The organism is Nonomuraea fastidiosa, assembly GCF_042751225.1.
In the GTDB taxonomy this organism is placed as follows: domain Bacteria; phylum Actinomycetota; class Actinomycetes; order Streptosporangiales; family Streptosporangiaceae; genus Nonomuraea; species Nonomuraea fastidiosa.
The window spans coordinates 7,678,404-7,690,988 of the sequence record NZ_CP170570.1 but is presented as its reverse complement, the minus strand read 5'-3'; the positions used below and the strand labels follow the sequence as shown (position 1 = coordinate 7,690,988).

Annotated in this window: 11 protein-coding genes and 1 pseudogene; 3 read left to right on the top strand and 9 right to left on the bottom strand. The window is 72.9% G+C overall.

Going from position 1 to position 12,585, the window contains the following annotated elements:
- Window positions 1-1,029 (bottom strand): tripartite tricarboxylate transporter substrate-binding protein, encoded by a 1,029-nt coding sequence (locus ACFMQL_RS35360; RefSeq protein WP_364050677.1) that lies wholly within the window; start codon window positions 1,027-1,029, stop codon window positions 1-3.
- Window positions 1,030-1,458: 429 nt separating this feature from the next.
- On the opposite strand from ACFMQL_RS35360, the gene ACFMQL_RS35355 reads away from it, so the two are divergent.
- On the top strand, window positions 1,459-2,709 hold the full coding sequence (locus tag ACFMQL_RS35355) for an MFS transporter (protein ID WP_378789142.1): 1,251 nt from the start codon (window positions 1,459-1,461) through the stop codon (window positions 2,707-2,709).
- 36 nt (window positions 2,710-2,745) lie between these two features.
- Here ACFMQL_RS35355 and ACFMQL_RS35350 read toward each other — a convergent pair whose 3' ends face one another.
- The 3 genes from ACFMQL_RS35350 to ACFMQL_RS35340 form a co-directional block, all read right to left on the bottom strand.
- Complete coding sequence (locus tag ACFMQL_RS35350) at window positions 2,746-3,480, bottom strand: rRNA methyltransferase (protein ID WP_364050683.1); 735 nt, start codon at window positions 3,478-3,480, stop codon at window positions 2,746-2,748.
- Window positions 3,477-4,301 (bottom strand): TrmH family RNA methyltransferase, encoded by an 825-nt coding sequence (locus ACFMQL_RS35345; RefSeq protein ID WP_364050686.1) that lies wholly within the window; start codon window positions 4,299-4,301, stop codon window positions 3,477-3,479. The genes ACFMQL_RS35350 and ACFMQL_RS35345 overlap by 4 nt, the downstream gene beginning before the upstream one ends.
- A gap of 85 nt (window positions 4,302-4,386) precedes the next feature.
- A complete protein-coding gene (locus ACFMQL_RS35340; RefSeq protein WP_364050689.1) occupies window positions 4,387-4,950 on the bottom strand; it encodes a helix-turn-helix domain-containing protein in 564 nt (187 codons plus the stop codon).
- A 119-nt stretch (window positions 4,951-5,069) separates the two neighbouring features.
- Between ACFMQL_RS35340 and ACFMQL_RS35335 the strand changes: the two genes are divergently transcribed.
- Window positions 5,070-5,963, top strand: a complete 894-nt coding sequence (locus ACFMQL_RS35335; RefSeq protein ID WP_378789139.1) for an SDR family oxidoreductase — start codon at window positions 5,070-5,072, stop codon at window positions 5,961-5,963.
- 790 nt (window positions 5,964-6,753) lie between these two features.
- On the opposite strand, the gene ACFMQL_RS35330 is transcribed toward ACFMQL_RS35335, so the two are convergent.
- Together ACFMQL_RS35330 and ACFMQL_RS35325 are read right to left on the bottom strand one after the other, a co-directional pair.
- Window positions 6,754-8,580 carry a hypothetical protein gene (locus ACFMQL_RS35330; protein ID WP_378789138.1) on the bottom strand — a complete coding sequence of 609 codons (1,827 nt, stop codon included), beginning with the start codon at window positions 8,578-8,580 and terminating at the stop codon, window positions 6,754-6,756.
- A complete protein-coding gene (locus ACFMQL_RS35325) occupies window positions 8,565-9,320 on the bottom strand; it encodes an ABC transporter ATP-binding protein (protein ID WP_364050698.1) in 756 nt (251 codons plus the stop codon). The genes ACFMQL_RS35330 and ACFMQL_RS35325 overlap by 16 nt, the downstream gene beginning before the upstream one ends.
- Before the next feature lie 428 nt (window positions 9,321-9,748).
- Here ACFMQL_RS35325 and ACFMQL_RS35320 point away from each other — a divergent pair, with 428 nt between their 5' ends.
- Entirely contained in the window at window positions 9,749-10,714 is a 966-nt protein-coding gene (locus ACFMQL_RS35320; RefSeq protein ID WP_378789136.1) for a DUF418 domain-containing protein, read from the top strand.
- A gap of 71 nt (window positions 10,715-10,785) precedes the next feature.
- Here ACFMQL_RS35320 and ACFMQL_RS35315 read toward each other — a convergent pair whose 3' ends face one another.
- The 3 genes and pseudogenes from ACFMQL_RS35315 to ACFMQL_RS35305 form a co-directional block, all read right to left on the bottom strand.
- Window positions 10,786-11,424 carry a restriction endonuclease gene (locus tag ACFMQL_RS35315; RefSeq protein ID WP_364050704.1) on the bottom strand — a complete coding sequence of 213 codons (639 nt, stop codon included), beginning with the start codon at window positions 11,422-11,424 and terminating at the stop codon, window positions 10,786-10,788.
- A gap of 67 nt (window positions 11,425-11,491) precedes the next feature.
- The gene (locus ACFMQL_RS35310) at window positions 11,492-12,073 is read right to left on the bottom strand and encodes a hypothetical protein (protein ID WP_378789135.1); all 582 of its coding nucleotides are present in this window, start codon (window positions 12,071-12,073) and stop codon (window positions 11,492-11,494) included.
- Window positions 12,074-12,140: 67 nt separating this feature from the next.
- Window positions 12,141-12,515 (bottom strand): annotated as a pseudogene (locus ACFMQL_RS35305) (LLM class flavin-dependent oxidoreductase); the annotation flags it as partial.
- Between the last annotated feature and the right edge of the window lie 70 nt (window positions 12,516-12,585).

Sequence of the window (12,585 nt, the reverse complement as noted above, 5' to 3'; positions counted from 1 at the left end):
TCAGGAGGCCTTCACGCCGGCGTCGGCGATGACCTTGCCCCAGGTGCCGAGCTGTTCTTGCAGCTTGGTCTTGTGGGCCTCGGGGGTGGCCTGGTCGGCGGGGACGGGGGCGGTGCCGAGTTTGGCCATCTGGTCGATGACCTTCTGGTCGGCCAGGGCCGTCTTCAGCGCCTCCGACAGTTTGGTCACCACGTCGGGCGGGGTGCCTTTGGGGACGTAGAGGCCGTGCCAGACGCTGACCTGCAGTTGCGGGAGCCCGGCTTCGCTGGTGGTGGGCACGTCGGGGAGGCTTGTGACGCGTTCGGGGGTGGTGACGGCGTAGACCTTGACCTCTTTGGCGGCGATCTGGCCGCTGGTGTTGGTGGTCTGGTCGCACATGAAGTCGACCTGGCCGCCGACGAGGTCGGTCAGGGCGGGTCCGGTGCCTTCGTAGGGGACCTCCTGGAGTTTGACGCCGGTGGCGGTCTGGAACAGCAGGCCGCACAGGTGGGAGGCGGCGCCGATGCCGGCGTTGGCGAGGGTGACCTTGTCGGCGTTGGCCTTGACGTAGGAGACGAGGTCCTGCAGCGTGGCGGGGCCGAAGTCCTTGCGCGCCACGATCGTCATGGGCACCTCGGTGACCAGGCCGACGGTCTCGAAGCTCTCCAGCGGCTGGTAGCCGAGGTCCTTGTACAGGGCGGGGGCGGTGGACATGCCGATGTGGTGCATGAGCACGGTGTAGCCGTCGGGCTGGGCGCGGGCGACCTCGCCTGCGCCGACGGTGCCGCCGGCGCCTTCGACGTTCTGCACGACGATCTTGCCGCCGAGTGTCGCGGCCATCGGGTCTGCGATCATGCGGGTGACGGTGTCGGTGGGGCCGCCCGCGCTGAACGGTACGACGAAGGTGATGGTGCGGTCGGGGTAGCCGCCGCCGGTGCCGGCTGTGGTGCCGCCGGTGCCGCCGGTGCCGGAGCAGGCGGCCACCAGCGCCGTCGCGCCGATGACGGCGATCATGCGGGCGGCGGCCCGGTACCTGCTGGTCAGTGTCATATCGCGACCTCCTCGTCAGCGCGTGCCCGTGGGGCGTGCGTGCGCGGCCTCGATCCGTTGGTGCGAAGACGCGTTCAGGGGGTGGTGAGGAATGGTGTCGTGAATGCGGCCGGTTGGGGAAAGAATCGCAAGATTAACGGGGCAACACAAGCGTTGATTTGGTGCGGGCCGCGGAGGTGCGGTCAGGGCCGGACGGCGTCATCATCCCCGGCGCCGCCGGGGCGGGCAAGACAGAGCGGGAAACGATACGGAAACGACGTCCGGCGTGCCGCAGGCGTCTTTTCGCCGACCGGTCCGGCGTTTCGGCTGTTTCCCGTGCGGGGGATGTGCGGCTGCTTTTCCGGGCCGCCCGGCGTGTCCCGTGCGCGGGAAAATGCGTTGCTGCCGGTCAGGGGCCCGACGTAGGCTGCTGCGCTCGTGGTCTCGGTGATGGAACGCGTGCTGCCCGCCCGGCTGGGGACGGGTTTCCGGTGGTTGCTGGCCTCGAGCTGGCTGACGAACCTCGGCGACGGGCTGGCTGCGGCGGCGGGGCCGCTGCTGATCGCCACCCTGACCCGCGACCCGTTGCTGATCTCGCTGTCGGCCCTGGTGGGCTGGGCGCCGCCGCTGATGTTCGGCCTGTATGCGGGCGTGCTGTCCGACCGGCACAACCGGCGCACGATCGTGCTGGTGGCCAACGCCGCCCGCGCGGTGGTGCTGGCGGCGCTGACGGTGATGCTGCTGACCGGCACGCTGACGGTGGCCATGGCGCTGGTGGCGCTGACGCTGCGGTCGGTGGCGGAGGTGTTCGCCGACAACGCCACCTCCACGCTGACGCCCATGCTGGTCGGCCGTGAGGATCTGATGGTGGCCAACGCCCGCCTGGGCACCGGGTTCATCACGCTCAACCAGCTCGCCGGGCCGCCGGTGGGAGCGGCGCTGATCGGGCTCGGCCTCCTGTGGCCGTTCGCGGCGCAGTTGCTGCTGGTGCTGGCGGGGATGGTGCTGGTGTCGCGGATCGCGCTGCCGCCGCACGGCCGCCGCGCCGCGCAGGCCGCCTCCGCCGGGCGGGGCGGCTCCGCCGGACGAGGCGGCTCCGGGGCGGTGCACGAGCTGCTGGACGCCTTCCGCTGGACGATCAGGCACGCGGCCGTCCGCACGCTGGTCCTCACCATCTTGATCTTCAACTTCACGTTCGGCGCCGCCTGGTCGGTGCTCGTGCTCTACACCCAGGAGCAGCTCGGCCTGGGCGCCGTCGGGTTCGGCCTGGTCACCACCATCCAAGGCGTCGGCGGCCTGGTCGGCACCGGCCTGTACGGGGCGATCACCCGGAAGGTGAGCCTGGGGGTGCTGATGCGGATCGGGCTCATCATCGAGACGTTCACCCACCTGGGGCTGGCGCTGACGCACTCGCCATGGGTGGCCGGCGGTATCTTCCTGGTCTTCGGCGCGCACGCCTTCATCTGGGGCACCACGTCGGTGACGGTGCGGCAGCGGGCGGTCCCGCACGAGCTGCAGGGCCGGGTCGGCAGCGTCAACACCATCTGCGTCTACGCCGGGCTGGTGGTCGGCTCGGTCATCGGCGGGCTGCTGGCCACGCATTGGGGGGTGGCGGCGCCGTTCTGGTTCGCCTTCGCCGGGTCGGCGGCGTTCGTGGTGCTGCTGTGGCGGCAGCTGCTGCACATCGCCCACGACGAGTGAGCACGACGCACGACGACTGACCTCGTGCGGGCCGCGTCAGGCGGGGATGCGGAACAGCGCGACCGCGCGGGTGCCGATCTTGAAGGAGGCGTCGGGGCGGCGGTCGCCGTCCACGACGACCTTGCGGCCGCGTACGGTGACCGCCAGCACGCCGCCCTGCGGCAGCACCGCCGTCACCGCCTCGACCATGCCGGTGACGCCTTCGGCGGCCGAGGGGCCGTGCCAGTGGGCCTGCTCGCCGTAGGGGACGTCGGTGATCGCGATGTCCGGTATGCGGCCGGCGACGGCCTGCCGGAGCTGGGCGGGGTCGAACACATCGGCCTGGCGTGCGGCGTGGGGGAGGTCGCCGCCGGCCGCCTGCAGCGCGTCCGCCAGGCGGCCGGCGGCCTGGGCGGCCTTGGTGTAGGCGGGTTTTCCGAAGCGTCCGGCGCGCTCGCGCAGGTCGGCGGCGCGGGCGTTGAGTCCGGCCCGGCTGAGCAGGGCGAGGTTGCGCCCGGCCAGGGCGACCGCCTCGGGGTCGAGGTCGGTGGCCAGCACCGAGGCGATGCGGGAGCGGTGCAGCAGCGCCGTCACGGTCAGCAGGTAGCCGCTGCCGCAGCACGGATCCCACAGCGCGGCCGGCTCGTCTCCGCCGCGCAGGGCCAGGGCGCGCTGGAAGATCTCGCTGGCCAGCCGGACGGGAAAGGCGGGGAACCCGGGCGCGGAGTGCAGCACCGAGCCGCTGGCCAGGTCCTGGTGGTCGCGGGGCTCGACGGCGTGGCGGTAGGTCATGCGGGGCCGCTCGTGGCCGCGCGGCGCTGGCGGGCGGCCTCGTACAGGGTGACGGTGGCCGCGCTGGCGGCGTTGAGCGAGCTGGCCGAGCCGGCCATGGGGATGCGGGCCATGACGTCGCAGGACTGCCGCCATGCGGCGCTCATGCCGGTGGTCTCGTTGCCGATGACCAGCAGGGTCGGGCCGGTCAGGTCGAGCTCGGAGATGTCGCGGTCGCCTTTTTCGTCGGTGCCGACGACCGTCAGCGGCACCCCCTGGGCGCGCAGGCCGTCCACCCAGGCGAGGACCTCGCGGTGTGAGGGGCAGCGCACCACCGGCAACGCCAGCAGCGAGCCGGTCGAGGCGCGCACCGAGCGGGGGTCGTAGGGGTCGGCGGCGTGGCCGGTGACGATGAGGCCGGTGCCGCCGAAGGCGTCCAGCGAGCGGGCCATGGTGCCGATGTTGCCGGGCATGTTGGGCCGGTCGAACACCGCGCCCAGAAACCGCGGCCCTGCCTGGATGCGGGACAGGTCGTCCTCGGGCAGCTCGGCGACCGCGACCAGCTCGGGCACGTCCTCGTCTTTCTCGCCGAGCTGCCGCAGCAGGTCGGGGGCGAGGGCCACGGGCTCGGCCCCGGAGACCTCCAGCATCTGCCGGGCCCAGCTCGACAGCGTGCGCTCGGCGTCGTAGAGCATGGCCCGGATGGGGTGGCCGAACTCCACTGCGAGGCTGATCGGGCGTACGCCCTGGACGATGAACTCCTTGGCGCGCTGCCGCTTGGTGCGGTTGCCCAGCAGGGCCTGCCACTGCTGGAAGCGGGCGTTGGCCCGCGTGATGCGCATGTGCGCCGTTGCCGGTCGCCCCCGATGAATCACGCCGTACAGGATAGGAGGGGATCGGCCGGTGACCACAATCGAATAACGGGCCTCACCGCAGGAGGGCGCGCAGCTCGTCGAGCACGTCCTTGATGATGACGGTGAGCGGGCGCTGCTCGCCGTCGGCGATCCAGCGCAGGAACGCGACCTCGAACGCGGCGATGCCCGAGCGCGCGGCCAGCGTGGCCGTGGGCGCGGCGACGCCGCGTGCGGCCATGGCCTCGGCGATCGTGGCGGCCAGTATCGACAGCTTGTGCTGCTCGCGTTCCTGCAGGGCGGGGTTGCGGTCGATGACCTGCTGGCGGGTACGTGACCAGGGGCGGCGCTCGTCGGAGAAGGCCGAGGTGATCGCCTGCAGGGCGGAGGTGAGCACCTCCATCGGCGTGGCCTGCTCGGGCGCGGCGTTCACGCCCTGGAGGGCGGCCTTGACCAGGTGGTCCTGGCCGCGGAAGAGGACCTCGCGCTTGTCCTTGAAGTGGCGGAAGAAGGTGCGCTCGGTCAGCCCGACCGCTTGGGCGATCTCCGCGGCGGTCGTCTCCTCGTAGCCGCGGGTGGCGAACAGCTCTAGGGCCGCCTGCTGCAGCCGATCGGGGGCTCCGGGTTCCCAACGCACCATGGCCTCGAGTCTAGTGATGACAGCAACTGACATGCGAGCTACGCTATGTCAGCGACTGACGTTAGTTGCTGTCATCACTTGGAATCCGCCCCGGAAGGGGCGCGTGAGGAGATCCCGCCATGCACGTGTTCGTCACCGGAGCCTCCGGATGGATCGGCTCCGCCGTCGTCGACGACCTGCTCGCCGCCGGCCACAAGGTCACCGGCCTGGCCCGCTCCGACGCCTCCGCCGCCAAACTGGAGGCCAAGGGCGCCGCCGTCCACCGCGGCGACCTCGACGACCTGGCCGGCATCCGCGCCGCCGCCTCGACGGCCGAGGCCGTCATCCACCTGGCCAACAAGCACAACTGGGACGACCTGGCCGGCACCAACGCCGCCGAACGCGCCGCCGTCCAGGCCATCGGCGACGCCCTCGCCGGCAGCGACCGGCCGTTCCTGCTCGCCTCCGGCATCGCCGGTTTCGGCGAGGCGATCGTCACCGAGGCCGCCCCCTCGCCCTTCCACGGCCCCGACGCCCCGCGCGGCGGCAGCGAGAACCTCGCCCTGTCGTACGCCGAGCGCGGCGTGCGCGCCGTCGCCCTGCGCTTCCCGCCCACCGTGCACGGCACCGACGACCACGGCTTCATCTCCGTCATCGCCGGGATCGCCCGCGACAAGGGCGCCTCCGGCTACCCCGGCGACGGCGCCAACCGCTGGTCGGCCGTGCACATCTCCGACGCCGCCCGCCTGGTCACCCTCGCCCTCGACAAGGCGCCCGCGGGCAGCCGCGTGCACGCCGTCGCCGAGCAGGGCGTGCCGACCCGCGAGATCGCCGAGGCCATCGGCCGGGTGTTCGGCCTGCCCACCGCCTCGATCGACCCCGCCGAGGTGGCCGGCCACTTCGGCTGGATCGGGCACTTCTTCTCCTCCGGCTGCCACGCGAGCAGCACGGTCACCCAGGAGCTGCTCGGCTGGAAGCCCACCGGGCCCACCCTCATCGCCGACATCGAAGCCGGCGCCTACGGTCGCCGCTGACCCTCTTCGCGAGGGGTCAGGTGCGGCGGCGGAACACGACGCAGGCCCTCGCGTCAGGCCGGGCGGCGGAGCACCACGTACGCCGCCCCGACCGGCGCCGCCGGCACCAGGCACGCGGGCGCCCAGCGTCGCCGCCCCGGCACCGGGCACGCTGCGCGGACGAGAGGCCGGACGCCCCGACCTGGGGTGCGGCGACGAGGTCGCGGAGGTGGCCCTGTCCGTTACCACGGAGGTGGCCCCGTCCAGAATCGGGGTGGCGTGTCTCAGCCCGGTCTGGCCCACTGCGACGGCCGAAACGCCGAGTCGGCTCGCCGAGTCGGCTCGCCCGTGCCGCCGGCTGCCCGGCGCTCACCAGCGGCACCGGCAGCGGCATCGCGACGCGGGTGTGCCGGGTGGCCGCACCCAGCGCCACCCCGGCCGCCTGCGCCGCACCGACCGGCCGAACGGCACCGCGCCGCGGCTCTCGTAGTACGGCCACGCCATCACCGCACCCCCAACCTGCGATGGCAGCCAAGCCACCACCCCGGCCCGCACGGCCGTCACCGAACCCCGACCCCCGGTGGCAGCCAGGCCACCGCTCTGGGCCGGCACGGTCACCGCCGGCGCTGTGCCTCCCGCTCGCTCGGCTTCTGGTCGCCGGCCATCTCGCCCTCCCATCACCCCGCGCAGTCGGGTGAGGGGCCGGAACGGTCGAGTGAGAGGCCGGAACAGTCGGGGACAGGCCGGAACGGTTCACGCCCCTTCCTTGACCAGCCATGCCGGGAGCGGGTTGGGATCCGTGCCGGCCGGATCATGAGCCGTCCGGTGCTCCCTGGCGGGCGGCGGCTTCCGAGGGGGCGTCCGGGGCGCTCTCGCGGGCGGCAGCGTCCGAGGCGGCGTCCGGGGCGTCCTGGCGGGTCGCGGCCGGTCTGACGGCCCAGAGGCCCGCGCCGTACATGGCCAGGCCGAGCAGCATGAAGCCGCCGGCCACCGGATAGCGCAGCCCCTCCGGCATGTACGTGGCCAGGAACCAGGTGTGGCGCAGCATGTCGTTGGCCACGAAGACGGCGGCCACGATGCCCTGCGGCACCAGCGGGATCGCGCCGAAGCCGAAGCAGTACCAGGCGACGGTCTTGCGGCGCCGCGACAGCCGGTCGAAGCGGGAGGTCACGGTCGTCTCCGGCTTGCGGCCGGTCCGCATGACGTCCAGCAGCTCCGGCCCGCGCGAGCGCAGCCGCCGCTCGGCCAGCAGGCCGAACCACCACCAGCACGCGGCCCCGCTCACCACGCCGGCCGCGACGCCGGCCCAGCCCCACAAGAGCGCCGCCAGCGCCGCGGGCGCGCCGGTGAGGATGACCAGGACGAGCATCAGGTAGGCGAGCCCGGTCAGGCCGCCGTCGTCCTCGCTGGTGCGCAGCGGGTTGCCGGCGCGGCGGTGCGGATCGGTGCCGGGCACCAGCAGGTGCACCGACACCCACGGCACCAGCCCGGCCGCGCCGCCCAGCAGCGCGGCCGTCAACGCCAGCACCAGCGGCCACGGCCCGCCCGTCACGGCCGTGCACGCCACGGCGAGGACGATCGCCACCGGCGCGTGCGCCGCCAGCCAGGCGAGCTGGCGGCCGCGCACGTCGCTCGTGCCGGGCATCATCAACGTCAGCCACAGCGCGGTGCCGTCGAAACCGTAGACGTTGGCGCTCATCGCCGCCGCCATCACGATGAAGATCGGGCCCGTGTACGGCAGCATGCCGTTCCAGCCGAGCAGCAGCGGGCTGGTGGTGAAGCAGGCGGCATACGCCAGGGCGAAGGTGAGCTGATGGTTGCGTACGAGGTCGCGTGACCAGGTGCGCAGCTCTTTGGCGACGATCGCGCCGTTGGCGGTGGCGGCGGTCATCGGCCGCCTGGCCCGGCCGGAGCGGCGGGTGGTGCCGGAGCGTTCGCCGAGCAGCGCCGCCCACACCGCCAGCAGGAGCACCACCAGGGCGGCCAGCGCCGCCAGCGCCCACCACCGGCCCTGCACGGCCAGCAGTCCCCAGCCGGAGGGCAGGTAGTACACCACGGCGGGCACGCCGGTCTGCTCGAAGGCCACCAGGAACACCCAGATCTGCGCGAGCCCGGCCAGGAGCGCGCCGTTCAGCAGGCCGGAGGCGACCGCACCGGGCCGGGTGCGTACGGCCAGGCCGACCAGCGCCACCGCCACCTTCGACAGCAGCACGAACACGGCCAGCTGCAGCACCATCGCCGGCACCGCCACCAGCGCGGCCGCCGCGCCCTGCCGCGCCCCCGCCACCACGAGCCCGCCCAGCGCGACCAGGCTGGCCAGCGGCGCCAGACCCACGAAGGCGGCCACCAGCAGGCCGCCCGCCAGGCGGCGCGGCGGCAGGCCGAGCAGCGCGAAGTACTCCGGGCGCAGTGTCTCGTCGCCGCCGCCCATGAAGATCGGGCCGAGGACCCAGCCCAGCAGCCACACCGCGTACGCGGCGGCCAGCAGGTCGAGGTCGGTGAAGGCCAGATAGAGCGTGGCCGCCGCGCACAGCAGGCCGAGCGTCGCGCCCGTGCCGGCCGTCTGCGCCCGCCTGCCGTGCAGGGCGTGCCGCAGCAGCGCGATCTTCATCCGGGCCATGGTCAGCTCGACAGCCACGACAACTCCTTGATGCCGTCGTCCGGGTCGCCGACGAGCTCGACGAAGGCGTCCTCCAGCGAGCGGGCGCCGCGTACCTCCTGCAGCGTGCCGGCCGCCGCCACGCGCCCCTTGTCGATCACGGCGACGCGGTCGCACAGCTGCTCGACCAGCGCCATCACGTGGCTGGACAGCACGATCGAGCCGCCGCCGGCCACGAAGCCGCGCAGGATCGTCTTGATCGTGGCGGCCGAGACCGGGTCGACGGCCTCGAACGGCTCATCCAGCGCCAGCAGGCGGGGCGCGTGCAGCAGCGCGGTGGCCAGCCCGATCTTCTTGCGCATGCCGGTCGAGTACTCGATGACGAGCGTCTTGTCGGCGCCGTCCAGCTCCAGCACGCCCAGCAGGTCGTCGGTCCTTTGCGCCACCACGTCCTTGTCCAGCCCGCGCAGCAGGCCGAGATAGGTGAGCACTTCCCGTCCGGTGAGCCGTTCGGGCATGGCCAGCCCGTCGGGCAGCACCCCGACCAGCGTCTTGGCGCGTTCGGGCGCGGACCAGACGTCCTGGCCGAAGATGCGCGCGGTGCCCGCGTCGGGGCGCAGCAGGCCGACCGCCATGGACAGGGTGGTGGTCTTGCCCGCGCCGTTCTGGCCGACGAGCCCGAAGAACGAGCCCGGCGGGACGGTGAGGTGGATGCCGTCGACGGCGAGGGTGTCGCCGAAGCGCTTGGTCAGCTCGTCGATCTCGAGAGCCGGCGTCATAAGGAAATCTCCGGGGGCGAGGGGAACGCGACCCGCTTCAGGCCACGTGCTGGACTCGGCCATCGACGCCCGCCGGCGGCCCGGGGCATCGCAAGCGCACGTGATGCCCGCGCGTCCTTCTCTCTTCGCGAACGCGCAGTCACCCGATGGCACCAACAGGATCTTATGCGGTCGAACCCGGCGAACTCGATGACGTTCCGGCCGCCAACCCTCCCCGGCGACCCGTTTCCGGAGCGGATGAAAGCGGCGGCAGGGATCGGACCATACCCACTGACAACCGACCCACCTCGACGTCGCACCATGAATGAGCCCGTGCAGGCTCGTCGGTGCGCGGGCCTGTCCCTTCGGACATTCGGCCGAAGGGACGGGCCGGGATCCGCCATTGGGCCGATGCGCACGGCCAGCCGCTGGCCGCAGGATCAGGCTCCATGTCCCCTTTTGAACGGCCCCGCATCGCGGCGCTCGACGTCGTGCGCGGTTTCGCGTTGTGCGGCGTGTTGCTGGCCAACGTGCAGCCGATCGCCGCCGCCGGCGCCCCGCCCGTCGCACCGCCGCAGGACGGCATCTCCTGGCACGGCCTGCTCGTCGACCAGCGTTTCTACCCGATCTTCTCGGTGCTGTTCGGCATCGGGTTCGCGCTGCTGTTGCGCTCGGCGGGGGAGCGGGCCGCCCGGCCCCGGCTCGTGCTGCTGCGCCGGCTGCTGGCGCTGCTGGCGATCGGCCTGGCCCACCACTTCCTGCTGTGGCAGGGTGACATCCTCGCCGTCTACGCCGTGGCCGGGCTCGTGGTGCTGCTGCCGTCCACCTGGCTGCCCGCCAAAGCGGTGGCCTGGCTGGCGGCGGCGTTCCTGCTCGCGGCGCTCGCCCTGGGCGGCGGGCCGTTCGCGGTCGTGCCCGGCCTGTTCCTGCTCGGCGCGGCGCTCACCCGGTACGGCGTCATCGACCGCATCGAGGACTCCGCCCGCCTCCCCGCGCTGATCGGCCTGACCTGTGCCGCGCTGGCGGTGCCCGTGGGCGCGCTGCAGGCCCAGCAGGTGCAGCCCGGTCTGACCATGCCGCTGGGCGGGCTGCTGATCGCGGGCGCGTACATCTGCCTGCTGCTCATCCTGCTCCGGACCCCGCTGCGGCCGGTGTTGCAGGCCGTCTTCGCGCCGTTGGGGCGGATGGCGCTGACCAACTACCTGACCGCCACCGTCCTCGTGCTGGCCGTCGCGCCCGTGATGGACGGGCCGCCGCACGCCTGGCCCACCGTCGCGGTGCTCGCGATCACGGGCGGCATCCTGCTCGTGCAGTGGTGCTGGTCGGTGCTGTGGCTGCGCCGCTTCCGCCAGGGGCCGCTGGAGTGGGTGTGGCGCTGGGCCACGTGGGCCCGCCGCCCCGCGCTCGCCGCGTGAGCAGAGCACGCGCCTGCGGGTTCGGCCATCGTCGCTTGGACGTCTCCGGCGCGCTCACCGCGCGCCCCGGCCTATCCGGCCTTGCCGGCCAACGGCGGCGGGCGGCGCGTGAGGCGGCCGCCGGGCAGCAGCGGGGCTTCGCCCAGGAGCCAGTCGGCGAGGTGGTCGCGTTCGACGACGATGAGCGGATCCCGCGCGCCCTGAGCCTCCTGGCGGGCCTGCCGGGTGAGCCGGCTGGAGGTGATCAGCACGCCGGTGTGACCGGCGAAGGAGTTGGCCAGCGCTCCCAGGAACTCGCGCACCTCGGCCGCGCCCACCGGACGGCTGTAGCGCTTGCACTGGACGGCCAGGCGGCCCGGCCCGGGAGCGACGGCGACGATGTCGACCCCGCCGTCGCCGGCGCCGCCGCGCTCGCGGACCTGCCGGAACCCGTCGGCCCGCATCCGCTCGGCCACCAGATGCTCGAACGCGCTGCCCGAGAGGCGATCGATGCGCTCCAGCTCGGCGTTGGCGGCCAGGAAACGCCGCCGTCCCGCCTCGATCACGCGTCGCCGCAGCAGCAGCGCTGCGGCCAGCAGCAGCACGAGCAGGCCGCCTGCCGCAGCCGCCCAGCCGGGATGCTCGGCGGCGAACCACACGGCCGCGACGCCGATCGCGCCCGCCGCCACGATCGGCGTCTGCCGCCTGCTCCGCTTGGATCCCCTCGCCATGGCGCCTCCTCACGGTGTCCAAGGCGATGGTGCACGGCGGGACCGACAAAAACGGCCGTTCGAGCGGTCAGCGCCAGCCGAGCTCCGGGGCGACGTACTTCAGGACCGAGGAGATCAGGTGGGCGTTGTAGTCCACGCCGAGCTGGCTGGGCACCGTCAGCAGGAGCGTGTCGGCGGCGGCGATAGCCTCGTCGGCGGCCAGCTCCTTGACCAGCACCTCGGGCTCGGCGGCGTACGTGCGGCCGAAGATGGCCCTGGTGGTGGCGTCGATGAAGCCGATCTGGTCGGTGCTGGTGCGCTCGTGACCGAAGTAGGCGCGGTCGGTGTCGTTGACGATCGGCATGATCGAGCGGCTCACCGACACGCGGGGCTCGCCCTCGTGCCCGGCCTCCTTCCACGCCTCGCGGTAGGCGGCGATCTGCTCGGCCTGCTGCACGTGGAACGGCTTGCCGTTCTCGTCGTCCTTGAGCGTGGAGCTCATCAGGTGCATGCCGAGCCCGGCGGCCCAGCGTGCGGTGGCGTTGGAGCTGGAGCCCCACCAGATGCGCTTGCGCAGGCCGTCCGAGTGCGGCTCGATGCGCAGCAGGCCCGGCGGGTTGGGGAACATCGGGCGCGGGTTCGGCTCGGCGAAGCCCTCGCCCTCCAGCACCTTGAGGAAGACCTCGGCGTGCCAGGCGCGCCATGTCGGCGTCGCTCTCGCCTTCGGCGGGCGCGTAGCCGAAGTAGCGCCAGCCGTCGATGACCTGCTCGGGTGAGCCGCGGCTGATGCCGAGCTGTCGCCGGCCGCCTGCGATGAGGTCGGCCGCGCCGGCGTCCTCGGCCATGTAGAGGGGGTTCTCGTAGCGCATGTCGATGACGCCCGTGCCGATCTCGATGCGGCTGGTCCGCGCTCCGACGGCGGCCAGCAGCGGGAACGGGCTGGCGAGCTGGCGGGCGAAGTGGTGCACCCGGAAGTAGGCGCCGTCGGCACCGAGCTCCTCGGCGGCCACCGCCAGCTCGATGGACTGCAGCAGGGTGTCGGACGCGCTGCGCGCCTTCGAATAGGGCGACGACGACCAATGCCCGAAGCTCAGGAAACCGATCTTTTTCATGCAGGCTTCAACCTTCCTCCAGTCAAGAACATTCCAGCACGCCAGAGGCTCAGGATCGCGATTTTTGAAC